Source organism: Novosphingobium flavum, assembly GCF_014230315.1.
GTDB classification, from domain to species: Bacteria; Pseudomonadota; Alphaproteobacteria; order Sphingomonadales; family Sphingomonadaceae; genus Novosphingobium; species Novosphingobium flavum.
In genome coordinates this window covers 261,945-284,699 of record NZ_JACLAW010000003.1, presented here as the reverse complement: position 1 = coordinate 284,699, position 22,755 = coordinate 261,945, and the positions used below count along the sequence as shown (strand labels likewise).

The window sequence follows — 22,755 nt, the reverse complement described above, 5'->3', positions numbered from 1 at the left end:
GGGCGCCGGGTCAACCGGGGCAATCTTTCCGAAACGTAATGATCCACCCATGCTGTGGTAGGTTCGCCGGGGCTAGATCGGTTGTCAGACGGTCCGGCAGGCCGGATTTACCAGCCCCAAACCCCTCCTGCCGGACCGTCGACCGCCGCGAGCCACCATCGGGGTGCTGCCCGCGCATTCCAGCGAAGGTCCGCGAGTGGTCCGTCCCGTTTTCCATGATCCTTCCGGCCGGCGTCGCCGCCGGGTGCGCCGGGGCCTGTTTGCCGGCCTGCTTCTTCTCCTGGCGGCAAGTGCGGTGTTCGCGACCACCGTTTTCGAGGTCCCGGCGCATGACCCGCTGCCCATCGGCTACGAGCGGATGCGCGCCCTGCCGTTCCGCGCCCAGGTCAGCCACATCAAGCACCGCATCACCGGCCTGTTTCACCCCTCGGGCAAGGCCGCGCTGACCGCCAGCACCCAGCATCCGCTCACGGTGGGCTTCGTCAGCACGCTGAACGAGGACGGCACGGCCTCGCTGATGCACAACATCAATGCGCTCGACTGGGTCGCGCCGACCCTGCTCAGCATGGACGCGCACGGCCAGATGGCAGTGGACGACAATCCGCCGCTGCGCCGCATCGTCGGCAATGCCATGCACCGCCCGCTGATCATGCCGGTGTTCCAGAACATCACCGACGGCGAATGGGACGGGGCACAGACCGCCGCGCTCATGCACGATCCGCGCCGCCGCACGGCGATGATCGGCCAGATCGCCAATTACCTCGCCCGCACCGGCGATGCCGGGGTGATGTACGACTTCGAAAGCCTGCCTGACCAGTCTTTGCCCGATCTCGTTCGGCTCGTGGCGGAAACGAAGGCCGCGCTCGCTCCGCGCGGCAAGCTGGTCTCGGTCACCATGCCGATCGACAACGCGGCCTGGCCTGCCGCGGCGCTGGCCAAGGCCTCGGACCGCGTGGTGCTGATGGCCTACGACGAGCACTGGCAGGGCGGCCAGCCGGGGCCGATCGCCTCGGACGGCTGGTTCGTTTCCAACATGGCCCGGCTGCTGCGCGAGATGCCACGTGACAAGATCGTCGCCGCGCTGGGCAATTACGGCTATGATTGGCACGACGGCCATGCCGATGCGCTGTCGGTCGAGGAATCCTGGCTCGCCGCGCGCGACAGCGAGACCCGGCCGACCTTTGTTCCGGCCGCGGGCAATGCCGGCTTCTCCTATGCCGACGATGACGGCCACCGCCATGACGTGTGGACGCTCGATGCCGTGGCGAGCTGGAACGAGATGCAGCAGCTGCGCCGGATGGGCATCGAGAGCGTCGGCCTGTGGCGCCTCGGCTCGGAAGATCCGGGCTTCTGGACCGCACTGGCCGACTGGCGGGCGAAGCACCGCACAACCTCGCTCGAAACCATTTCCGAGGCGGAGAACGCCGATGTCGAGGGGCAGGGCGAGATCCTGCGCGTGGCCGCCGCGCCCACTCCGGGCAAGCGCGCGATCACCTTCGATTCGCGCGGATCGGGCCTGATTCGCGCCGAGCGGTTCGACGAGCTGCCCACCCCCTATGTCGTGCAGCGCACCGGCAATCGCCCCAAGCTGATCGCCCTGACCTTCGACGATGGCCCGGACCCGACCTGGACGCCCAAGATCCTGTCGGTGCTGGAACGCTACCACGTGCCGGGGACCTTCTTCATCGTCGGCGAGAACGGCGTGGCGAACCGGGGCGTGCTGCAGCGGCTGGTGGCCGACGGCGACGAGCTGGGCAATCACAGCTACACGCACCCCAACATGGCCGACGAGGCCGAGACCGGAGTGGGGCTGGAACTGAACGCCACCCAGCGGCTGATCGAGGCCTATACCGGCCGCTCGACCCGCCTGTTCCGCGCGCCCTATTTCGGGGACGCCGAGCCGACCACGGCCGACGAACTCGGGCCGGCCCTGCTCGCCCAGAAGCATGGCTATACGGTCGTCGGCCTGCACGTCGACCCGGACGACTGGATGCGCCCCGGGGTCGATGCCATCGTCCAGCGCACCATCGCGCAGGTTGAGGCGAACGACCCGAACCGCTCCGCCAACGTGGTCCTGCTGCATGACGGCGGCGGCGACCGCTCGCAGACCGTGGCGGCCCTGCCGCAGATCATCGAACGGCTGGAACATGACGGTTACCGCCTGGTCCCGGTCTCGACCCTGGCCGGGCTGGACCGTGACGCCGTGATGCCGCGGATCGAGGGAGTGGACCTTGCCGCCGTGCGCGCCGACGTGGCCGCCTTTACCGTGATCGGAATCGGCATCCAGGGGCTCGACTGGCTGTTCTTCTTCGCCATCGCGCTTGGCGTGCTGCGCGCGGTCAGCCTTGCCGCGCTGGCCCTGATGCCGGCCCGCCGCCGCCTGCCGGACGTGGACCCCGAGCGGCCGTTCCGTCCGACCGTCACCGTGATCGTCCCGGCCTATAACGAGGAGCGGGTGATCGAGGCCTCGGTGCGCCGGATTCTCGATAGCGACTGGCCCGAGCTGGAAGTGATCGTGGCCGACGACGGCTCGAAGGACGGGACCAGCGCGATCGTCGCCGCCGCTTTCGGTGACGAGCCGCGGGTGCGGCTGATGACCCTGGAAAACGGCGGCAAGGCCTCGGCGCTCAACCGCGCGCTCAAGCTGGCGCGGGGCGAGATCGTGGTCGCGCTCGATGCCGATACCCAGTTCGAGCGGGAATGCATCTCGCGCCTCGTGCGCTGGTTCGCCGACGAGCGGATCGGGGCCGTGGCGGGCAATGCCAAGGTCGGCAACCGGGTCAACCTCGTCACCCGCTGGCAGGCGGTGGAGTATGTCACCGCCCAGAACATCGAGCGGCGGGCGCTCACCCGGTTCGATGCGATCATGGTCGTGCCCGGCGCGGTCGGCGCCTGGCGGCGCACGGCGCTCGACGCGGTCGGTGGCTATCCCGAAGACACCCTGGCCGAGGACCAGGACCTGACCATCGCGATCCAGCGCAAGGGCTGGCAGGTGGCCTACGACGAGGAAGCCGTGGCCTGGACCGAGGCGCCCGAGACCTTCCACGCCCTGTCGAAGCAGCGCTTCCGCTGGTCGTTCGGCACGCTGCAGTGCCTGTGGAAGCACCGCCGCGTGATGCGCGAGGGCCGCCCGAGCGGGCTGGCGCTGGTCGGGATGCCGCAGGCCTGGCTGTTCCAGATCGTCTTCGCCGTGGTCTCGCCGCTGATCGATCTTGCGCTCGCCATCTCGATCATCGGCACGGTCGTGCGCGTGGTGCAGCACGGCTGGGCCCAGACCGAGACCGACGTGCTGCGGATGGGCGCTTACTGGGCCTGCTTCACCGTGGTCGACCTCCTGTGCGGTCTCGTCGCCTTCAAGCTCGACGTTCGGGGCGAGAAGTTCCGGCCGTTCCTGCTGCTCGCCCAGCGCTTCGTCTACCGGCAGGTGATGTATTCGGTGGTGATCCGCGCGACCGGCGCTGCGCTTGGCGGCATGGCGCAGGGCTGGGGCAAGCTCGACCGGACCGGGCGGGTCTCGGCGCCGGGGCAGGGGCCGGACGAAGGGCCGGGGGCAGGTCCTGTCGCGGCCTCAGGCGCAGCTGGGCAGGCGCAGGCGGGCGACAAGACCGCCGCCCATCTTTCCGCCGCGCCCGCCGGGGCTCTCGCCGGCGTCTGATAGTTCGAGCACACCGCCGTGGAGCCGGGCCACGGCGGTGACCATCGCAAGGCCCAGCCCGGTTCCCGGCGCGCCGCGCGAATGGTCGAGCCGGGTAAAGCGCTCGACAACGCGCGGCCGGTCCTGCGCGGCGATCCCGGGGCCATCGTCGGCAACGGCGAGGATCAGGTCCGGCTCCGCCACCCCAACGCTTACCGCGATCCGGTTGCCGCCATATTTGAGCGCATTGTCGATCAGGTTGGCCAGGGCCCGGCTGATAAGCTCCCGGTCGGCCAGGGCGAAGGCCGGGCCGCCTGTCACGGTCAGTTCCTTGCCGGCCTGCTCGGCCAGCGGCTCATAAAGCTCGACGAGATCGGCGGCCACTTCACCAAGGTCGAGCCGGACCCGGCGATCGTGCAGCGCGCCGCTTTCCACCCGGGCAAGGTCGAGCGCGCCGGTCAGCATGGTTTCCAGCGCCTCGGCATCGGCCCGCGCCAAGGCCAGGGCCTCGCCCGCCGGGCCATCGGGCGCGGCCTCGGTCGCGGTGTCGATTGCCGCGCGCAGCCGCGCGACCGGCGAGCGCAGGTCATGGGCCAGCGCGCCCGAGATCGATTTCAGTTCCGTCACCAGGGCGTCGATCCGTTCGGCCATCAGGTTGATCTGGCGGCTGAGGTGATCGAACCCGTCGGCCGTATCCTCGCTGCGCACCCGCGCCGCGAAATCGCCGGAGGCGAGCGCGGCGGCGGTTTCGGCGATGGCGTGGGTGCGGCGGCTGATCACCCAGCCGATGCCGAGCGCGCCGGCCAGCGACATGACGATGGTCAGCACGAGGGTAAGCGTGAAGGCCTCGGCAAAGGCGAGGTCGAAACTGCGGTCGGGCGCGGTCAGCGTGCCGACGACCAGCCGGGAACCGTCCGACATTTCGGTGGCAAGGGCCACCCCATCGGTCGGTTGGACATGGCCCTCGCGCACGACCGGAAGGGCTACCGGTCGGTCAGTCGGGCCAAGGCCGGGCAACCGGGCGAGGTTGACCAGCACCGGCGGGGCCGCGCCCGGTCCGCCGGTCACGGCGGCAAAGACCAGCGGATCGGCCAGGGCGCCGCGCCGCTCGGCCAACTGCCGGGCCAGCCCCTCGCGCCCGCCGTCATAATAGGCCGTGACAAGGTCGTCGCGCAGGTCGGCGATCTGGCGGGCCCGGTCGCCCTCGATCACCTGCAGCATCTGGCTGCGCAGCAGCAGGATGGCGATGGTCATCACCACCAGCTGGAGGACGAAGATCGCCGCGACCAGCCGCGCGGCGGTGGATGAGAGCAGGCGGCGCGGCACCGGCCCGGCCGCTCAGGCCGGGTCCGCGGCCAGGCGGTAGCCGGCCCCGCGCACGGTCTGGAGCAGGGCCTGGGCCTCGCCATCGTCGATCTTGCGGCGCAGGCGGCTGATGTGGACGTCGATCACGTTGGTGCCGGGATCGAAATGATAGTCCCACACCGCCTCGAGCAGCATGGTCCGGGTCACGACCTCGCCCTGGTGAAGCATGAGGTATTCGAGCAGGCGGAACTCGCGCGGCTGCATGGCGATGCGGCGGCTGCCGCGCTTGACCTGCCGGGCGAGCCGGTCAAGTTCGAGATCGGCGCAGCGCAGCACGGCCTGTTCCGCCGGCGCATTCGATCCGCGCCGCCGCACGGCCTGGATTCGCGCCAGCAGTTCGGCAAAGGAAAAGGGCTTGGCCAGATAGTCGTCCGCCCCCGCGGTCAGCCCCTCGATCCGCGCGTCGGTATCGCCCAGCGCCGACAGCACGATGACCGGCACGGTCAGTCCCGCAGCGCGCAGGGCGCGCAGCACGGCCAGCCCGTCCATCCCAGGCAACATCCGGTCGAGGATCACGCAATCGAAAGTCTCGTCCGTGGCGAGGAACAGCCCGTCGCGGCCATTGCTGGCCCGGTCCACCGTGAAATTGTGCTCGGCCAGCCCGCCGGAAACATAGTCGCCCAGCCGCTGGTCGTCCTCGATCAGGAGAATGCGTCCCGCCATGACCGCAAGCCTTAGGGCGGCCAAGGCGGCAAGGTCAACCGGTGGGCAGCCAAATCGCCCTTGCCCCGCAGCGCCCGTACTGAAGAGCATGGCGCCATTCGAACACCCGGTGACCGGCCAATACAGTCACCGGATGTTCAATTTGTTCAGAAGCGTCCGGACTTGCTCAGCCAACTCGTGATGTAGTCGAACGTGCGCTTCTTGGTATCGCCAAACTCGGGGCCGCAGGCCGTAAACAGATGTCCCGTGCCTTCCACGCCCACGAGCGTTTTGTCCTTCGCCGCCAGATGGTCGTAGATGACTTCGGAGGGCACGACGAACATGAAGCAGGTCATGCTCATGACCAGTGAGGGCACGGCTACCCCCTCGGCGGCACCGGGCACGCTGAGGTTCGATGACCGCCATTCTACGCCGAGGACATCGTCCTCGGTCATCGCAAAGTCTTTCGTGGTACGGATGGCATCGTTGGCCATGAAGCGGCGCAGCGTGTAGCCGCAGCACTGGCCGGTGCGGCCAACGGATTTTACCCCGCTGCTCGGCTTGCGGGTGGTCCTGATGATCTCCATCGGTTGCGACCCGTCCGCCTTCAGCAGGATATGCGGCCGCTTGGTGTGAGCGAGCAGGCTGAGATCGGTCTTGAACAGGCCTGAACCACTGCCCGTGCTGTTGGTGCCGGGAACTGACATGGGCTCGTCGCCCAGAAACGGACCCTTGCCCTCGTCGACCAGTTTCCGGCGCGCGATCGCGTCGTCAACCACCTTGTTGTTACGTGCCGATTGGGCCGCGTAGTAGCGCTTGCGGAAGTCGGCAGAGTATTTCGCTGTGCCGGTCGCGGCGTCATAGCCGTTGGCGGCCGAATATTCGTCGAGATCCTGCCGGGTGCGGCCGTTGCCCTCATAAGCCGGATCGACCGCAAACGGCTTGTCGGCGGCAGCGAGGCCCGGGTCCAGCAGCACCAGGCCGTCAGGCTTCGCCAGGCCAGATGCTTCCTCGGTCTTGCAGGGAACCAGCACCTGCGGATACTGGCAGGCTGCTGGCCCGTTTGCGGCGACTGATGCATAAAGCGTGGTTGACGCGGCGCTCAGGCCCCAGCCGACGAGCACCACGCGCTCGACGCCCGGCAAACTGCGCAGATAGCTGATGCCGCGCGACGTTTCGGCAAATCCGTCGAGGGGCATGGCCAGATCGCCGGCCTGATAGATGTGCCGGACATAGAGCACGCGGTATCCGCGGCTGGCCAATTCAACCGGCGGCGGATTGAAGCCGATGTCCGCAATGGCCGGAACCTGCGGGGCGGCATAGAGGATCGCTACCCGCGCATTGGCGCCGCGCCCCTTGGGTTCATACAGAAATCCTTCGGCACGGTTGGAGCCGAGGCGCACGTAGGTGACATGCAATTGGTCGTTGTCTACCGGCCCCGTCGGCGCGGTGACTTCGCCGGGGCCGAGACGGGCTCCACCCTCCGCGGGCGCCTGTTGCGCGCTGACCCGCAGTCCAGGGTTCAGCAGAAGCAACGCTGCCAGCGCTCCAATCCCCAACCTTGCCTTCAGGTTCTTTTCGTTCACTTTATTTACCCCCAGCAGTTGCGCAGGTCCATTCGATGGTGGCTCAAGGCCTGCTGTGAGGCAAGGGCAATTGAAGTGATGCTTCATAATGTCGCGACTGGAAATTACAATATTTATTATTTAGTGATGTGCCAGAAAATTATATAACAGTGATGGGATCGTTGATAATATACGTTAAATCAATCATAATTAATTAAATTAGAAGTGTGATTATTTGTCGTTGAATTGCTTCGGCCTTGTGGGGCGATCGTCTCAACCGGCTTGAGGACAAGGCGCTGGGCAAAGGCTTCGATCCGGCCAATCCGCTGTTCCGCGATGTCGGCGCCAACCGCCTCGAGGCGCGAATCCGCTCGCACCCGGATGTTGCCAAGGCCTACTATTCGGACGTGATCTGGTCGCAGGCTCATGCCAAACGTCTTGGCCGGTTCTTGACTCGGGGGCCGGCGATCACACTCGGAGACGGCAATGATCCGCGAGATATTGAAGATGGGTGATCCTCGCCTCCTGTCCGTGGCGAGGCCGGTCGACGATGTCCATGATCCGGAGCTCAAGGCCATTATCGCGGACATGTACGAGACCATGCACGCGACCAACGGGGTGGGCCTCGCCGCGCCCCAGATCGGGATCGATCTACGCCTGATGATCTTCGGCTTCACCGCCAATCCGCGCTATCCTGACGAACTTCCCGTCCCCGTGACAACGCTCATCAATCCATGGGTCGAGATCTTGAGCGATGAAGTCGAAGATGGCTGGGAGGGCTGCCTGTCGGTGCCCGGCATGCGCGGCCTCGTCCCGCGCGCAACGCATATCCGCTACGGCGGCACACTGGAGGATGGCCGCGTCATGGAGCGCGAGGCACAAGGCTTTCACGCCCGGGTCTTCCAGCACGAGTTCGACCATCTGAACGGCGTACTTTACCCCCAGCGCATTCGGGACATGACGAAGTTCGGCTTCATCGAAGCCCTGTTCCCGGAGAGTGGATTGTCTGCCCTGGAACCGGTCTGAGCCACCGTGCCTTTCGGCGACCGGCGATCGCCAGTGGGGGTGTTGTGAATCCGGGCTAAACTGGAAATGGTCGGGGAGACAGGATTCGAACCTGCGACATCCTGCTCCCAAAGCAGGCGCGCTACCAGACTGCGCTACTCCCCGATCCGGGCAGGGCCTTATGTTTCCTGCCGTTTCGAGGCAAGCGGAAAGCGGCATTGCGGGCGCAGCCCCTGCAAACAGGGCGCCAACGGCGCGGGAGTTGGAACGGCAAACGGGCTTGCAGCAGGCCCTTGGCTGCGATATTGCTATCAAGAATAGCTAAAGTTTGCCTTGGGAGAGTCGCGATATGAAGTTCGAACGGATCAACCCGATTACGGGCGGCGTCGCCTCTGCGGCGGAGGCGATGCAGGCCGGGGACATTCCGGGAATCGCGGCCAAGGCGCAGGCTGGCTTCGCGGCCTGGTCTCAGCAGGGCCCGAATGCGCGTCGCAGCGTTCTGATGAAGGCGGCCGATGCCCTGCTGGCGCGCAAGGATGCCTTCGTGGCGGCGATGATGGCCGAGACCGGCTCGACCGCGGGCTGGGCCATGTTCAACCTGATGCTCGCCGCCGGCATGGTGCGCGAGGCGGCCGCGCTGACCACGCAGATCGCGGGCGAGGTGATCCCGTCCGACAAGCCGGGCTGCCTGTCGATGGCACTCAAGGAGCCGGTCGGGGTGATTCTCGGCATCGCGCCGTGGAACGCGCCGATCATTCTCGGCGTGCGCGCCATCGCCGTGCCACTGGCCTGCGGCAATGCGGTGATCCTCAAGGCGAGCGAGACCTGCCCCGAGGTCCACGCCCTGATCATCGCGGCCTTTGCCGAGGCGGGTTTCCCGGAAGGCGTGGTCAATGTCGTCACCAATGCGCCCGAGGATGCGGCGGCAGTTGTTGGCGCGCTGATCGATGCGCCCGAGGTCAAGCGGATCAACTTCACCGGCTCTACGGGCGTGGGCAAGATCATCGCCAAGCGGGCGGCCGAACACCTCAAGCCCTGCCTGCTCGAACTGGGCGGCAAGGCGCCGCTCTTGGTGCTCGAGGATGCCGACCTTGACGAGGCGGTCAAGGCTGCGGCCTTCGGTGCCTTCATGAACCAGGGCCAGATCTGCATGTCGACCGAGCGGATCATTGTGGTCGAGGCCGTGGCCGATGCCTTCATCGCCAAGTTCGCGGCCAAGGCTCAGGCCATGCCGGCGGGCGACCCGCGCGAGGGCAAGACGCCCTTGGGCGCCGTGGTCGACCGCAAGACGGTCAGCCACGTCAATGCGCTGATCGAGGATGCCGTGGCCAAGGGCGCGGCAGTGGTCGCGGGCGGCAAGGGTGACAGCGTGCTGATGCCCGCTACCGTTGTGGCCGAGGTCACCGCGGCGATGGACCTCTACCGCGATGAGAGCTTCGGCCCGGTGGTCGCGGTGATCCGCGCCCGCGATACCGAGCACGCGATCGAGCTTGCCAACGACACGCAATATGGCCTCTCCGCCGCAGTCTTCACCAGGGACACTGCCAAGGGCCTGTCGGTGGCGCGCCGGATCAAGTCGGGCATTTGCCATGTCAACGGCCCGACCGTGCACGACGAGGCGCAGATGCCCTTCGGCGGGGTTGGCGCCTCGGGCTATGGCCGCTTCGGCGGACGCCAGGGCATCGACAGCTTCACCGAGACCCGCTGGATCACGATCGAGACCCAGCCCGGGCATTTCCCGATCTGACGCGGGCAGGAGCGAACGGCATGATCAAGATCGTCACGGCCGCTGCGGCCGCAATGCTGGCTGGGCTGGGCGCCGGGGCTGAAGCTCAGGCCCCGCAGGGTCAGTCCGCCCCCACGCCGAAGCTGACCTATGCCTTCTCGGTCAGGGTCGAAGTTGCGGCCCCGGTCGAGCAGGGCACGATCGACGGCGGCCGCCGTCGCTTCATCGCCATCACCGGCGGCACGGTCTATGGGCCGCGCCTCAAGGGCAAGGTCCTGCCGGGGGGAGGGGACTGGCAGACAATCATGGAAGGCGGCCTGACCAGGGTGCTGGCCCGTTATTTCCTCAAGAGCGAAAGCGGCGCGGTGATTGAGATCACCAACCCCGGCCTGCGCGTCGCCTCGCCGGAGGTGACCGAGCAACTGGCGCGGGGCGAGGCGGTCGATCCGTCGGCCTACTATTTCCGCACCACGCCGGAATTCAGGGTTTCGGACAAGGGACTCGACTGGCTGCAGCGCTCGGTTTTCGTCGCGCGGGGCATTCGCCGGCCCGATCACGTCGTGGTCGATTACTTCATCGTCGAGTAAGTCAGTCAGCCAGTGCCGATGGATGCAGGCTCCGGCGCGGCGCGTGGTGGTGGGCCCGGCAGGATTCGAACCCGCGACCTAGCCGTTATGAGCGGCCAGCTCTAACCGCTGAGCTACAGGCCCCATCCACCCGCGCAAAGCGCCCGTGGCGACGGCATGCCGGTATACGGGCGCGGCGCGTTAGGCAAGCTCGGTTGCGGCCATGACCTCGGCGATCGAGGCGGGACGGACCCCCTTGCGGGCGAGCACTTCGAAGACCTTGCGCCACCAGCCGTAGAGCGTGTCGAGCTCGTCCTCGCTGCGCACGTAGGGCGTGTGGCCCGGCTGGAGCGAGGGACTGTGAAAGGAGAATACCAGCAGGGGCAGCCGTTCCTCCAGCGCCACCTCGATCCCGCGCAGGATTTCCGCCTCGGTCACGCCTTCGGGCGTGAACGGCACGCGGTCGAGCATCCCGGCGCGGGCCAGGGCGCCGCGCAGGCGCGGCGCACGCCACAGGCGCGGATAGAGCCACGGGCCGCAGTGCCGCAGCGGCCCGGTATAGACCGTGGTCAGCGGCGCTTCCATCAGCGTGCCCGTTCCGTCGATCCACCATGGCTCAAGCGGAAGTTCGCGGAAATTGGGGCCGCCGTGCGCGCTGTAGTCGAACCGCGAGCGGACCGAGGTGTCGATCGCGATCCCGTTCTCGCGCAGGATCCGCGCGGTGTTGGGCCCGACGCCATAGCGCCCGGCGCGGTAGATCTGCGGCGGCTGGCCGAAATTGCGCTCGATCGTATCGCGCAGCTGGGTGAATTTCGCGCGTTCCAGCTCGGGTGAGAGATTTCCGGCGAAGCTGTTGAACTGGTTCACCTCTTCCTCGAACGGCGGGCTGACCCAAGGGTGCAGCTGAACCCCGATCTCGGCCCGTCCCTGTCGCACCGGCTCGCTCAGGATGTCGACCGCGAGGCGCGAGGTCGCCACCGGATAATCGACCAGATAGATCGGAACGATCCCGAAGCCCTCGCAGAATTGCTGGAACTTGGCGAGGCGCGAGACCGAATGAAGCGTGTGGCCGTTCGCCCGCAGCGGGCGCTCCCAGTCGAATTCCTCTTCCGTGTCGACCGTGAGGATGAAACGCTGCCCGAATCCCGATGAGAAGCGCACGAAATCGTGCGCGTCAGGCATCGCCGTGATCCGCGGTGATAACAAGGAAACGGCACTCCGCTATTCGGAACTGATCTCGGCAATGGGCTCAGCCTGCTTCGGCAGAACCTTGCTTATCAAAAGTTTGTAAACAGACATTTGCCATTTCGTTCGCGCCGACGGGCAGAATGAGAACAAGTTCATTGCCCTCCCGCTCCATCGAGCCGCCCGCCGCGCGCGCCTCGGCCGCGGCAAGGCGCAGGGTGAAACCATTGCCGAACATGCCCGCGCTGAGCGCCTGCCCGGCCTGCGGGGGGGCTGCCTCGAACAGGTCGGCGAGCCCGGCCAGCGCATCGGGCAGGCGCGCGGCCAGCCGCAGGGCGCCGCCCTCGGGCACGGCGGAAAGCATCAGCGGCAGGACTTCGCCGGGCCGGGCATTGCCGGCCAGCGTTGCCAGCAGGCGCCAGCCCAGGCGCGCGGCCTCGTCCGCGGCGATGCCGACCGGCGGCAGGCCGGGCGCGGCCTCAAGCGTGAAGCCGCTGCTGCGGGCCGTGGTAAAGGCCTCGAGCTGGTGAATGATCGCCGCCAGCGACATGGCAAGGTCGGTGGCGCCGGCTTCGGGGGCAAGGGCGCCCGAATCGAGCCGGGCATAGCGGTCGAGTTCCTCGAAACCGGCCAGCATCCGCGCGGCATCGGCGGCGATCCCGGCGGCCAGCGCCCGGTATTCGTGCGGCGTGGCGCCGAACAGTTGCTGCTGGATCACCTCGGCAAAACCCTGGATCGCATTGACCGGGGTGCGCAGCTCGTGAAGCACCTGCCGGATGCGGTCGGCCTCGCCATGGCGCGGCGGCGGAGGCGGCGGGGCAGGGCGGCGGAAACGTCCGACATAGCCGATGAAATGGCCCGCTGCGTCAAAGTCCGGCGAGGCGTCCATCCGCCAGGTCCCGGCGATGGCCGGGGCGCCTTCCAGCTCGATCTGCACGGCGCGCAGCGGCTGGCGGCGGCGGAAGGTCTCGGCCAGGTCGTTGCCGGCGGCGCTGTCCTCGCCCGCCAGCAAGATGCCGACGGCCATGCCGCTGACCGGAGCCTCGGCCCACCCGATCCGCCCGGCGCTGTCCGTGGCGAAGGAAAAGGCGGCGAGGCGTGACGGCGAAGGTTCCTGTTCGCCCAGCGGCAGCCGCGGCGAATCGTTGGCCGCGACCGGGCGGACACCCGCCTCGCGGTTGCGGCGGAAGGCTTCGATCCGGCGCACGATCGCGGCGATCCCCTGCACCGGCTCGGCAGGGGCCGCAGGAAAGGCCAGCGGCGAGGGCGGCGCGGCGACCGGTTCCGCCTCGGCCGGTGCCTCGGGTGCGATGGCGGCAACGGCCGGTTCGGCGCTGGTCGGTTCGGCGCTGGTCGGTTCGGCAACGGTCGGAGCGGGGTTCGCCTCCGGCGCGATGTCGGCGGCGGGATCGCCGGTCGGCAGGGCCCGGTCTGTGATCCCCAGCTGGTCCAGCCGCGTGTCGACCTTGGCACCAAGGTCGCGCCGGCTGCGTAGCAGGCCGCGCGCGGCAAGGGGCAGGGCGGGAATGAGGTCTATCCAGTCATGCTCGCCCAGCCTTGCTGCGCGGATCGCGGCAAGGGCGACGGCAGGCTCGCAGGCGGCAAGCTCGGCCACCAGCCGCGGGTTGCGCAGCCGCACCCCGGATTCGCCGATTGCGCGGGCGCGGTCCACCGCCGGGATCAGGCCCGCGAGTTCAGACAGGCGGACGAAAGCGGCGTCGATCCGGTCGCTGCGCGCTCCGGCCGGGCTGGTCCCGATCAGGTCGACCAGCTGGCGGAACTGGATGCGCCGCGACAGATCGCCATCCGTGCGCAGATCCAGCACCGTGGCAAGGCGGTCGTCGACGTGCATTACTTCTCCGCTACGGCGCCATGCTGAATCGCCTTGGTAAACCGGCGAGGGTGAATCGCCGGGCGCAGGTATGCAGCAAAAGGGATTAGCAGCTCCTTACATTTCCGAAAGATCGCTGCAATCGGCGTTGCAAAGCGGGACATTGCGCCGGCAAACAATAAAATTATAGTGCAGTGAAATCACGGCCTTGCACCGCGATGATTCTTGCAACGAAAGACGTTCCCGGGGCTACGGGAACGATGGAGAGGCGCTGTTTCCCGCGATGGCTAACCTGGATCAGATTGATCGTCACCTGCTTGCCGAATTGCAGGACGATGGCCGCATGACCAACGTCGATCTCGCAGCCAAGGTCGGCCTCACCGCGCCGCCCTGCCTGCGCCGGGTTCGCGCGCTTGAAGAAACGGGCGTAATCCGCGGCTATCACGCCGATCTCGATTCCTCGAAGCTGGGCTTCGCCATCACCGTCTTCGCCATGGTCTCGCTCAAGAGCCAGGCCGAGGAAGCCCTGCGCGGGTTCGAGGACCACATGAAAAGCCTGCCCGAAGTGCGCGAATGCCACATGCTGAATGGCGAGATCGACTTCATCCTCAAGATCGTCAGCCGCGATCTGCAGAGCTTCCAGGAATTCCTCACCAGCAAGATCACGCCCGCTGCCAACGTGGCCAGCGTGAAGACCTCGCTCACCATCCGCACCGCCAAGCAGGTGCCCGGCGTGCCGCTGGACGTCTGAGCGTGCGCGCCTGAGGCTTGTGGCCCCTGCGGGCGAACGATTGTCCTTTATCGACGAGTCATTCCGGGCGCCGGATGACCGAAATGTTGGGGAGAGCGGACCTTCTTGCCCCCACCACCTGACCCCGCTCAGCCTGAGCGGGGTTGGTCGGATTTTGACCGCAATGTCGGCGTGTCCGGAATGGCCGCTATCGGTCGCAAAAAGTCTGAAAACGGACCGAGGCTCGCCCTTGTCCGGACGGCCTAGAACTCGTCCTCGTCATCTTCGCCGCCCAGTTCGATCCAGCCGCTCTGCACCAGCAGTTCAACGCGCTCATTGGGATCGAGCTGGGTAATCTCGGGCGGCGTGTCCGACACCACCGCAATCTTGTGATTGAGCGTGTCTAGCGCCCAGTGCGTCAGCGGGCCGGGGTCCTTGTCGCTGGCGACAGTGGTGGCCCGCACATAGTCGGCAAAGGGCGAATTCGGTTCGATGCGGAACAGGTCGCGCTCGTCCTCGCCCATTTCTGCTGCCGCATAGCTCTCGTTGCGCACGGCGTAGGCCACGTAATGGTCCCATTCGAAGCGATAGACCCGGCTGCTCGGCCCGGCCTCGATCGGCTGGGCCGTGCCAAGGTCAAGCGTCTTGTCGCCGAGCGGGATTTCCAGCGGTTCCTCCGCGCCAGGCACGCCTTCGGCCACCGTCACCCGCAGGCATTTCGGGAACGGTTCGCCGATCTCGACCGCATAGAGGTTGCGGATGTCGGCGGGAAACCGGAACGGGTGGACTTCGTCGCGCGCCATGACTGGAAACTCCGGTGGCGGGGCCGGCCGGCCCGCGCGAGGTCAGGCCTCGCGCCGGGCCAGCCACTCCTCGAGCCACTTGATCGAATAGTCGCCCGAAAGGAAGTCGGGCTCCTTGAGCAGGGCCTGGTGCAGCGGGATCGAGGTCTTCGGGCCGGTGATGACCATTTCCTCGAGCGCGCGCTTGAGCCGCATGATGCAGCCCTCGCGGGTCCGCCCGTAAACGATCAGCTTGGCGATCATCGAGTCGTAATACGGCGGGATCTTGTACCCCGCGTAAAGCCCGGAATCCACGCGGACATGCATGCCGCCCGCCGCGTGATAGCCCGTAACCTCGCCCGGCGAGGGGGCGAAGGTCCACGGGTCTTCCGCATTGATGCGGCACTCGATCGCGTGGCCCTTGAACTCGATGTCTTCCTGGGCGACCGACAGCGGCAGGCCGTCGGCGATGCGGATCTGCTCGCGCACCAGGTCGACCCCGGTGATCGCTTCCGTCACCGGATGCTCAACCTGCAGGCGGGTGTTCATCTCGATGAAGTAGAACTTGCCGTCTTCCCACAGGAACTCGATCGTGCCTGCGCCGCGATAGCCCATGTCGGCCATGGCCTTGGCCACGATACCGCCCATGCGCGCGCGTTCCTCGGCGTCGATCACCGGGGAGGGGGCTTCCTCCAGCACCTTCTGGTGGCGGCGCTGCAGCGAGCAGTCACGCTCGCCAAGGTGGATCGCCTTGTCCCTGCCGTCGCCGAATACCTGGAACTCGATGTGGCGCGGGTTGCCGAGATACTTCTCGATATAGACGGTGGCGTCGCCGAAGGCGGCCTTGGCCTCGGACCCGGCCTGCTGCATCAGCGTCTCGAGCTGGTCGGAGCTGGTACAGACCTTCATCCCGCGCCCGCCGCCGCCGGAAGCCGCCTTGATGATCACCGGATAGCCGATTTCCTCGGCGATCTTGCGCGCCTCGTCGAAGTCGGAGACTGCCCCGTCCGAACCCGGCACCAGCGGCAAGCCAAGCGCGCCGGCGGTGCGCTTGGCCTCGACCTTGTCGCCCATGGTGCGGATATGCTCGGGCTTGGGCCCGATCCACGTGATCCCGTGCGCCTCGACGATCTCGGCGAACTTGGCGTTTTCCGAAAGGAAGCCGTAGCCGGGGTGAATCGCGTCGGCCTGGGTGATCTCGGCGGCCGAGATGATCGCGGCGATGTTGAGATAGCTGTCGCGCGCGGCCGGCGGCCCGATGCAGACGGCATGGTCGGCGAGCCGCACGTGCATCGCGTCCGCGTCAGCGGTCGAGTGCACGGCAATGGTCTCGATCCCCATTTCATGCGCGGCGCGGTGAATGCGCAGCGCGATCTCGCCGCGGTTGGCGATGAGCAGCCGGCGGATCGCCATGGTCTTAGCCGATCACCACGAGGGGCTGGTCGAATTCGACCGGCTGCCCGTTTTCGACCAGGATCTGCTGAATCGTACCGGCCTTGGGTGCGGTGATCGGGTTCATCACCTTCATCGCCTCGACGATCAGCAGGGTCTCACCCGCCTTGACCGTCTTGCCGATCGAGACGAATTCCGCGGCGCCCGGTTCGGCCGAGAGATAGACCGTGCCGACCATCGGCGATTTCACCGCGTCGATCGGCGCGGCCTTCGGCGCGGCTTCGGCAGCCGGGGCGGCCACGGGCGCGGCGGCCGGCGCCGGAGCGGCCACGGCGACAGGAGCGGCGGCCACGGCGCTGATCTGGCGGGCGACGCGGATCTTGCGATCGCCGTCCTCCACCTCGATCTCGGACAGGCCGGTATCGGCCAGCAGCTTGGCCAGTTCGCGCACCAGCTTGCTGTCGATGTTCATGCCGCTCTCTTTCTTGGAGTTGCCGTTGCGAGCTGCGCCCGGGGTATCACCCATGGAAACCTCTGTAACCTTGCTTCGTAGCCGGCCCCCGTATCGCCGGGGGGCGGGCACTGGCAAGGGCAAATGCACGGGTTTTCCGCCAAGATCACCTCGGATCGTCTGCTTTTGCGCTGCCGGGGCCGGTTTGCGGGGCTTGCCGAACCCCGCAACCGGCCTTTCCGGCCGCGCCTCAGCGCTCCCTGCCCTTGGCCTTGCCCCACTGGCGCGCCGCCGTATAGCCAAGGTAACCCGTGCCGAACAGCGCGTAGAGCGGCTCGGGCAGGCCGCCCAGATAGGCCGTCATGCCCGCGCCGATCGCCTGGGCGGTTTCCGGCCGGAAGGCTGCGACCACGCCCATCGGCACGGAAAGCAGGATCATCACATACATCACGTAGAGAAAGCTCGGCCGGGCCCGGCTGGTCCAGGGATCGGCCGAATTGGCCTCGGCCACGATGGCCGACAGCTGGGTGCGCAGCAGTTCCAGTTCCTGCGAGCCTTGCAGCTTGAGCAACTCGAGCTTGGCCGCATCGCGCTGTTTGGGGTCGGGGATGACCTTGTCGATGATCGAGGTGATCGGTCCGAGCAGGGTTTCAAGAATGCCCATGATAAAAGAGTGCTCCGTCAATAGAGGGAATAGGCATTGTAACCATATAGGTTCATGTAGGAAACGTGGCGCTGCTCGTCCGCTTCCGGGAAGGTATTCCAGCCCGTTATACGCGCCTAACCATCAGGCCCCCTCACAGGCCGTCAATTCATTGCGATTGGCTGGCCATGTGATATGGGATCGTTCCCAAGGTCGAGGCCGGGGTGGGTCGGGATAGGAGCAAAGTCGTGCGCGCAGCAATTCTCCACGGTCGCGGAGACCTCAGGATCGAGCCGCTGGAGGACGCCCCGCTGGCGGCGAACGAAGTGCGCGTGCGGGTCGCGTTCGGCGGCATCTGCGGATCGGACCTGCACTACTTCCACCGCGGCGCGGTCGGCAACTTCGCCGTGCGCCAGCCAATGGTGCTCGGCCACGAGATTTCGGGCTCCGTGGTCGAGGTCGGCTCGGGCGTGACCGGGATCGCCATCGGCAGCAAGGCCGCGCTCGATCCGAGCAAGCCCTGCCTGACCTGTTCCTATTGCAGGGCGGGGCGCAGCAACCTGTGCGAAAACATGCGCTTCCTCGGCAGCGCGGCGCTGTTCCCCCATGTCGACGGCGGTTTCGCCCAGCACCTCGTGCTGCGGCAGGACCAGGTGATTCCCGTGCCGGATGATACCGACCTGCTCAAGCTGTCCTGCGCCGAGCCGCTGTCGGTCGGCCTGCACGCGGTCAATCGCGCCGGCTCGCTGGTCGGCAAGCGGGTTCTCGTCTCGGGTTCGGGCCCGATCGGCCTGCTCACGGCGCGCGCGGCGGTCCTGGCCGGCGCGCTCGAGGTCACCTCGACCGACATCGAGGATGCCCCGCTCAAGGTTGCCCGCGAACGCTTCGGCGTCACACGCACCTTCAACGTCGCGGCTCAGCCCGGCGCGCTCGAGGAGTTCGCCTCGGCCCACAACCCCACCGGCTATTTCGACGTCGCGCTGGAAGCATCGGGTTCGCCCCTCGCGCTCGCGGGCCTGTTCGGCCTGATGAAGCGTGGCGGCCGCATCGTCCAGGTCGGCATGTTGCCGCAGGGCGAGACCAGCCTGCCGGTCAATGTCCTGCAATCGCGCGAGATCGAACTGGTCGGGGCTTTCCGCGCCCATGACGAGTTCCGCCTGGCGGTCGAGTGCATCGTGCGCAATTCGATTGACGTTGCTCCGATACTTTCCGGTACATATGCCCTTGACGATGCCACCGCAGCGTTCGAGCGTGCCGGGGATCGCAAGCAGGTGATCAAGCTCCACCTCGCCCTTTGAAGGAAGCCCCGCAAGCGGGGCGGCAGGGCGGCGAGGGAGCATGAGGGGGGAGCAGAATTGAGCGGCGATTTCGAGATCCTGGATCCGCGTTTTGCCACCTACGTCCATCACAACGCTCCGGTCGAGCGGCTGGCCACCGGCTTTCGCTGGGTGGAGGGGCCGGTGTGGTTCGGCGATGCCGGGGCCCTGCTGTTCAGCGACATTCCCAATAACCGGATCATGCGCTGGATCGAAGGGGTTGGGGTCTCGGTTTACCGGGCCCCGTCGAACTATGCCAATGGCAACACGCGCGACCGCGAGGGGCGGCTGATCACCTGCTCGCACGGGCGCCGCGCCATCCTGCGCACCGAGCATGACGGGGCCATCACGGTCCTGGCCGACCGGTACGCGGGCCACCGCCTCAATTCGCCCAACGACGTCATCGTCAAGTCCGACGGCTCGATCTGGTTCACCGATCCGCACTACGGCATCGCTTTTGATTACGAGGGGGAACGGGCCGCCCAGGAACTGCCCTGCAACGTCTACCGGCTCGATCCGCTGAGCGGCGAACTGACGGTCGTGGCCGACGATTTCGCCGGGCCCAATGGCCTGGCCTTCTCGCCTGACGAGAGCCGGCTCTACATTGCCGACACCGGCGCCGCCTACGATGCCGATGCCGCGCGCCACATCCGGGTTTTCGATTGTGACGAGCGGGGCAGGCTCTCGGGGGGCGCGGTGTTCCATTCGGTCTCGCCGGGCGCGGCAGACGGTTTCCGCTGCGACGAGGACGGCAACGTCTGGACCAGCGCGGCGGACGGGGTCCACTGCCTGGCGCCCGACGGCACCGTTCTGGGCAAGATCCGCATCCCGGAAACGGTCTCGAACATAACATTCGGGGGGAGACTGCGCGGCCGCCTCTTCATTTGTGCGTCCACTTCGGTCTATTCGGTTTATCTCAATCGGCGAGGGGTTCAGGTTCCATGAGTTCGCGACGCGACATTGCGGCAGGCGCCGGCGCCAAGGGTTTGCCCGCACCGCGCCATGCCACCATCCGGGATGTCTCGCGGCTGGCCAATGTTTCGCGGATGACCGTCTCGCGCGCGCTCAACGATCCCGAAACGGTGCGTCCCGATACCCGCGCCCGCGTCCTCCAGGCGGTGGCCGATCTCGGCTATGTGCCGGACCGGGCGGCGGGCAGCCTCGCCTCGCGGCGCTCGGGCTTCATCGGCCTGGTCCTGCCGACCCTCACCAACGTCAACTTCGCCAGCGTCGCGCATGGTCTGACCAGCGCGCTCAGGGCCAAGGGCTTTCAGGTCCTGATCGCTTACAGCGAATACCGGCAGAGCGAGGCGGAGGCGCAGATCCGCAACCTGCTCTCGCACCGGCCCGAGGCGATCATCGTCACCGGAGAGGTTTACAGTCCCGCCGCGCGCTCGCTGCTGCTGCGCGCCGACGTGCCGGTGATCGAGATTGCCGACGATCCGGCCCGGGCGATCCAGCACGCGATCGGCGTGTCGAACCACGCCGTCGGCCGGTTCGTCGCCCGTCACCTGATCGAGAAGGGCTTCACCCGGCTCGGCGCGATTTCGAGCATGCCGCAGGGCGATCTCGTCGATCATCGCGGCGGCGCGCGCTGCAACGGCTTCGAGGACGAGTTGCGGGCCCATGGCCTGCCCACCGACATGATCATGCGCACTGGGGCCGCGCCCTTCTCCTACGAACTGGGGGCCAGCGCGATCTCGCAACTGCTGGACAGCCATCCCGAGGTCGAGGCCGTGTTCTGCGTGTCCGACCTGCCGGCGGTCGGCGCGCTGATGGAATGCCAGCGGCGCGGCATCTCGGTGCCGCGCGACCTTTCGCTGATCGGCTTCGGTGATTTCGACATCGGCCGCGTGACCAATCCGGCCCTGACCACGGTCCAGGTCGATTTCCTCGAACTCGGCCGCCGCACCGGCCAACTCGTGCTCGAACTGCTTGGCGGGGCGGACGAGACGGCACGCATGGTCGAACTCGGCTTCAACCTCGTCGAGCGCGGCTCGGTCGGCGTTCCGCGCTCCGGGCCCCTGGGGTCCTGACCGCGCGGCAAGGTCCCGGAATGCGGCCGCGCTGCGCCGGGATCGTCGCTGCGGTTATAGGCCGATAGCCTCTTTCGATCGGGCCTTCGCCTTGACACCGGTGAAGGCCGGGGCCTAGCCACCGACCAGCAAATGTGTCCGGTCACACCGGGCCCGCCATGTTCACAGCGATGGGAGAGAACCTTGAACCCCCTGTTCGATCTGACCGGCAGGACCGCCCTGGTCACCGGTGCCAGCCAGGGGCTTGGCCTGACGATGGCCGGGGCGCTGGCAGGGGCCGGCGCGCGCGTGATCCTCAATGGCCGCGATCCGGCCCGGCTCGAGGCTGCCGCGCAAGGCCTGCGCGAAACCGGGGCCACGGTCCTGATCGCCGCATTCGACGTGACTGACGGCGCCGCCGTGCGCGCCGCGATCGATGCGCTGGAAGCCGATGGCACGGCAATCGACATCCTCGTCAACAATGCCGGGATTCAGCGCCGCGCCCCGCTGCAGGACTTCGACCATGACGATTGGCACGCGGTCATGCGCGCCAATGTCGACAGCGTGTTCTTCGTTGGCCAGGCGGTCGCCCGCCACATGATCGCGCGCGGGCGGGGCAAGATCATCAACATCGGCAGCGTCCAGTCCGAACTGGGCCGGCCGACGATCGCGCCCTACACCGCGTCCAAGGGCGCAGTGCGCAATCTCACGCGCGGCATGTGCGCCGACTGGGCGCGCTTCGGGATTCAGGTCAACGCCATCGGGCCGGGCTATTTCGCCACGCCGCTGAACCGCGCGCTGGTCGAGGATGCCGAGTTCGATGCCTGGCTGAGGAAACGCACCCCGGCCGGCCGGTGGGGCAAGCTCGAGGATCTGCACGGGGCGGTGGTATTCCTCGCCTCGGACGCGTCCGATTTCGTGAACGGCCAGACACTCTATGTCGATGGCGGAATGACGGTGGTGGTATGACGATGACAAGACCGGGCCTGCTGCAACTGGGCAAGCTTTCGCCGTGGCTGGAGAGCCAGCTCGAGCAGGATTTTGCCGTCTGCCGCCATTTCGAACTTGATGATCCCGATGGCTGGGTCGCGGCTCACGGCGCCTCGATCGGCGCCGTCGCCACCGGAGGGAACATCGGCATTCCGAGCGACCTGATGCTGCGCTTGCCCAATCTCGGTGTGGTCGCGGTCAATGGCGTGGGGGTCGACAAGGTGGACCTCAACCTCGCTCGAGATCGCGGCGTCAGCGTCACCACCACGCGCGGCATCCTCAGCGAGGACGTGGCTGACCTCGCCGTGGTCCTGACCATCGACGTGCTGCGCAATATCACTGGCGCCGATGCCTATGTCAGGGCCGGCAAATGGCCCGGCGGCGAATGGCCGCTGGCCCGCACGGTCACCGGGCGCACCTTCGGCATCGTCGGTCTCGGTGAGATCGGCCTTGCCCTCGCGGCGCGGCTCTCGCCCTTCGGCAAGGTGCTCTACACCGGCCCGCGCGAGAAGCCGGTCAGCTACGATTACGTGCCAGATCTGGTCGAACTGGCCCGCGTCTGCGACGTGCTCCTGCTCACCTGCAGCGCCACCCCGGCCAATGCCGGGATGATCGACCGTGCCGTGCTCGAAGCGCTGGGCCCCAGCGGCTATCTCGTCAACGTCGCCCGAGGCTCGCTGGTCGATGAGCCGGTGCTGATCGAAATGCTGCGCAGCGGCGGCATCGCCGGTGCCGGGCTCGACGTGTTCCGGAACGAACCCCACGCGCCCGGCGAACTGTTCGACCTGCCCAACGTGGTGCTCACGCCTCACGTCGCCAGCGCCACGGTCGAGACCCGCCAGCGCATGGCCGAATCGGTGATCGCCAGCCTGCGCGAATGGCTGGCCGATGCCCCGCTCGCGAACGCCGTCGTCTGA

General features: G+C 67.2%; 20 protein-coding genes and 2 tRNA genes. 11 read left to right on the top strand and 11 right to left on the bottom strand.

Annotated elements, in window-relative coordinates; genetic code table 11:
- Positions 1-196 precede the first annotated feature (196 nt).
- Positions 197-3,655: a glycosyltransferase gene (locus H7F51_RS05450; protein ID WP_185663200.1), complete on the top strand. Its 3,459-nt coding sequence runs from the start codon at positions 197-199 to the stop codon at positions 3,653-3,655.
- Here H7F51_RS05450 and H7F51_RS05445 read toward each other — a convergent pair.
- From H7F51_RS05445 to H7F51_RS05435, 3 genes are all read right to left on the bottom strand, one after another.
- Positions 3,569-4,960: a sensor histidine kinase gene (locus H7F51_RS05445; protein ID WP_343061218.1), complete on the bottom strand. Its 1,392-nt coding sequence runs from the start codon at positions 4,958-4,960 to the stop codon at positions 3,569-3,571. The two genes, H7F51_RS05450 and H7F51_RS05445, sit on opposite strands and share 87 nt — an antisense overlap.
- 12 nt (positions 4,961-4,972) lie before the next feature.
- On the bottom strand, positions 4,973-5,662 hold the full coding sequence (locus H7F51_RS05440; protein ID WP_185663199.1) for a response regulator transcription factor: 690 nt from the start codon (positions 5,660-5,662) through the stop codon (positions 4,973-4,975).
- 146 nt (positions 5,663-5,808) lie between these two features.
- Complete coding sequence (locus tag H7F51_RS05435) at positions 5,809-7,227, bottom strand: alpha/beta hydrolase family protein (protein WP_185663198.1); 1,419 nt, start codon at positions 7,225-7,227, stop codon at positions 5,809-5,811.
- 236 nt (positions 7,228-7,463) lie between these two features.
- Between H7F51_RS05435 and H7F51_RS18535 the strand changes: the two genes are divergently transcribed.
- Both H7F51_RS18535 and def read left to right on the top strand, forming a co-directional pair.
- Positions 7,464-7,721, top strand: coding sequence for a hypothetical protein (locus H7F51_RS18535; RefSeq protein ID WP_221774008.1), 258 nt, complete (start codon positions 7,464-7,466; stop codon positions 7,719-7,721).
- A complete protein-coding gene (gene def / locus H7F51_RS05425) occupies positions 7,714-8,232 on the top strand; it encodes a peptide deformylase (RefSeq protein WP_246447831.1) in 519 nt (172 codons plus the stop codon). Before H7F51_RS18535 ends, def begins: the two co-directional genes overlap by 8 nt.
- A 67-nt stretch (positions 8,233-8,299) precedes the next feature.
- On the opposite strand, the gene H7F51_RS05420 is transcribed toward def, so the two are convergent.
- Positions 8,300-8,376 (bottom strand) — tRNA-Pro (locus H7F51_RS05420).
- Positions 8,377-8,560: 184 nt separating this feature from the next.
- On the opposite strand from H7F51_RS05420, the gene H7F51_RS05415 reads away from it, so the two are divergent.
- Together H7F51_RS05415 and H7F51_RS05410 are read left to right on the top strand one after the other, a co-directional pair.
- The gene (locus tag H7F51_RS05415; RefSeq protein WP_185663196.1) at positions 8,561-9,958 is read left to right on the top strand and encodes an aldehyde dehydrogenase; all 1,398 of its coding nucleotides are present in this window, start codon (positions 8,561-8,563) and stop codon (positions 9,956-9,958) included.
- 20 nt (positions 9,959-9,978) lie between these two features.
- On the top strand, positions 9,979-10,524 hold the full coding sequence (locus tag H7F51_RS05410) for a DUF3237 domain-containing protein (protein WP_246447829.1): 546 nt from the start codon (positions 9,979-9,981) through the stop codon (positions 10,522-10,524).
- A 47-nt stretch (positions 10,525-10,571) separates the two neighbouring features.
- Here H7F51_RS05410 and H7F51_RS05405 read toward each other — a convergent pair.
- The 3 genes from H7F51_RS05405 to H7F51_RS05395 all read right to left on the bottom strand — a co-directional run bounded on the left by H7F51_RS05405 (position 10,572) and on the right by H7F51_RS05395 (position 13,540).
- Positions 10,572-10,647: transfer RNA gene (locus tag H7F51_RS05405), tRNA-Ile, on the bottom strand.
- 57 nt (positions 10,648-10,704) lie between these two features.
- Entirely contained in the window at positions 10,705-11,685 is a 981-nt protein-coding gene (locus tag H7F51_RS05400; RefSeq protein ID WP_185663195.1) for a polysaccharide deacetylase family protein, read from the bottom strand.
- A 67-nt stretch (positions 11,686-11,752) separates the two neighbouring features.
- A complete protein-coding gene (locus H7F51_RS05395; RefSeq protein ID WP_185663194.1) occupies positions 11,753-13,540 on the bottom strand; it encodes a sensor histidine kinase in 1,788 nt (595 codons plus the stop codon).
- A gap of 262 nt (positions 13,541-13,802) precedes the next feature.
- Here H7F51_RS05395 and H7F51_RS05390 point away from each other — a divergent pair, with 262 nt between their 5' ends.
- Entirely contained in the window at positions 13,803-14,270 is a 468-nt protein-coding gene (locus H7F51_RS05390) for an Lrp/AsnC family transcriptional regulator (RefSeq protein ID WP_185663193.1), read from the top strand.
- A gap of 242 nt (positions 14,271-14,512) precedes the next feature.
- Here H7F51_RS05390 and H7F51_RS05385 read toward each other — a convergent pair whose 3' ends face one another.
- The 4 genes from H7F51_RS05385 to H7F51_RS05370 all read right to left on the bottom strand — a co-directional run bounded on the left by H7F51_RS05385 (position 14,513) and on the right by H7F51_RS05370 (position 17,538).
- Positions 14,513-15,052, bottom strand: coding sequence for a hypothetical protein (locus H7F51_RS05385; RefSeq protein WP_185663192.1), 540 nt, complete (start codon positions 15,050-15,052; stop codon positions 14,513-14,515).
- Positions 15,053-15,094: 42 nt separating this feature from the next.
- Positions 15,095-16,444, bottom strand: coding sequence for an acetyl-CoA carboxylase biotin carboxylase subunit (accC, locus tag H7F51_RS05380; RefSeq protein ID WP_185663191.1), 1,350 nt, complete (start codon positions 16,442-16,444; stop codon positions 15,095-15,097).
- A 4-nt stretch (positions 16,445-16,448) separates the two neighbouring features.
- On the bottom strand, positions 16,449-16,895 hold the full coding sequence (gene accB / locus H7F51_RS05375; RefSeq protein ID WP_185663190.1) for an acetyl-CoA carboxylase biotin carboxyl carrier protein: 447 nt from the start codon (positions 16,893-16,895) through the stop codon (positions 16,449-16,451).
- A gap of 229 nt (positions 16,896-17,124) precedes the next feature.
- Complete coding sequence (locus H7F51_RS05370) at positions 17,125-17,538, bottom strand: holin family protein (RefSeq protein WP_185663189.1); 414 nt, start codon at positions 17,536-17,538, stop codon at positions 17,125-17,127.
- A gap of 227 nt (positions 17,539-17,765) precedes the next feature.
- Between H7F51_RS05370 and H7F51_RS05365 the strand changes: the two genes are divergently transcribed.
- From H7F51_RS05365 to H7F51_RS05345, 5 genes are all read left to right on the top strand, one after another.
- On the top strand, positions 17,766-18,815 hold the full coding sequence (locus H7F51_RS05365; protein WP_185663188.1) for an alcohol dehydrogenase catalytic domain-containing protein: 1,050 nt from the start codon (positions 17,766-17,768) through the stop codon (positions 18,813-18,815).
- A gap of 57 nt (positions 18,816-18,872) precedes the next feature.
- On the top strand, positions 18,873-19,778 hold the full coding sequence (locus H7F51_RS05360) for an SMP-30/gluconolactonase/LRE family protein (RefSeq protein WP_185663187.1): 906 nt from the start codon (positions 18,873-18,875) through the stop codon (positions 19,776-19,778).
- Positions 19,775-20,869, top strand: a complete 1,095-nt coding sequence (locus H7F51_RS05355; protein WP_221774007.1) for a LacI family DNA-binding transcriptional regulator — start codon at positions 19,775-19,777, stop codon at positions 20,867-20,869. Before H7F51_RS05360 ends, H7F51_RS05355 begins: the two co-directional genes overlap by 4 nt.
- A gap of 183 nt (positions 20,870-21,052) precedes the next feature.
- The gene (locus H7F51_RS05350) at positions 21,053-21,817 is read left to right on the top strand and encodes a glucose 1-dehydrogenase (protein ID WP_221774006.1); all 765 of its coding nucleotides are present in this window, start codon (positions 21,053-21,055) and stop codon (positions 21,815-21,817) included.
- On the top strand, positions 21,814-22,755 hold the full coding sequence (locus tag H7F51_RS05345; RefSeq protein ID WP_185663185.1) for a 2-hydroxyacid dehydrogenase: 942 nt from the start codon (positions 21,814-21,816) through the stop codon (positions 22,753-22,755). The genes H7F51_RS05350 and H7F51_RS05345 overlap by 4 nt, the downstream gene beginning before the upstream one ends.

What these genes read in the sequence shown, in the direction of transcription:
- H7F51_RS05400 (WP_185663195.1), bottom strand. Translation starts at nt 11,685, where the DNA reads ATGCCTGACGCGCACGATTTCGTGCGCTTCTCATCGGGATTCGGGCAG.
- H7F51_RS05415 (WP_185663196.1), top strand. Translation starts at nt 8,561, where the DNA reads ATGAAGTTCGAACGGATCAACCCGATTACGGGCGGCGTCGCCTCTGCG.
- def (WP_246447831.1), top strand. Translation starts at nt 7,714, where the DNA reads ATGGGTGATCCTCGCCTCCTGTCCGTGGCGAGGCCGGTCGACGATGTC.
- H7F51_RS05355 (WP_221774007.1), top strand. Translation starts at nt 19,775, where the DNA reads ATGAGTTCGCGACGCGACATTGCGGCAGGCGCCGGCGCCAAGGGTTTG.
- H7F51_RS05440 (WP_185663199.1), bottom strand. Translation starts at nt 5,662, where the DNA reads ATGGCGGGACGCATTCTCCTGATCGAGGACGACCAGCGGCTGGGCGAC.
- H7F51_RS05385 (WP_185663192.1), bottom strand. Translation starts at nt 15,052, where the DNA reads ATGGCGCGCGACGAAGTCCACCCGTTCCGGTTTCCCGCCGACATCCGC.
- H7F51_RS05395 (WP_185663194.1), bottom strand. Translation starts at nt 13,540, where the DNA reads ATGCACGTCGACGACCGCCTTGCCACGGTGCTGGATCTGCGCACGGAT.
- H7F51_RS05410 (WP_246447829.1), top strand. Translation starts at nt 9,979, where the DNA reads ATGATCAAGATCGTCACGGCCGCTGCGGCCGCAATGCTGGCTGGGCTG.
- H7F51_RS05370 (WP_185663189.1), bottom strand. Translation starts at nt 17,538, where the DNA reads ATGGGCATTCTTGAAACCCTGCTCGGACCGATCACCTCGATCATCGAC.
- accC (WP_185663191.1), bottom strand. Translation starts at nt 16,444, where the DNA reads ATGGCGATCCGCCGGCTGCTCATCGCCAACCGCGGCGAGATCGCGCTG.
- H7F51_RS05390 (WP_185663193.1), top strand. Translation starts at nt 13,803, where the DNA reads ATGGCTAACCTGGATCAGATTGATCGTCACCTGCTTGCCGAATTGCAG.
- accB (WP_185663190.1), bottom strand. Translation starts at nt 16,895, where the DNA reads ATGAACATCGACAGCAAGCTGGTGCGCGAACTGGCCAAGCTGCTGGCC.
- H7F51_RS05345 (WP_185663185.1), top strand. Translation starts at nt 21,814, where the DNA reads ATGACGATGACAAGACCGGGCCTGCTGCAACTGGGCAAGCTTTCGCCG.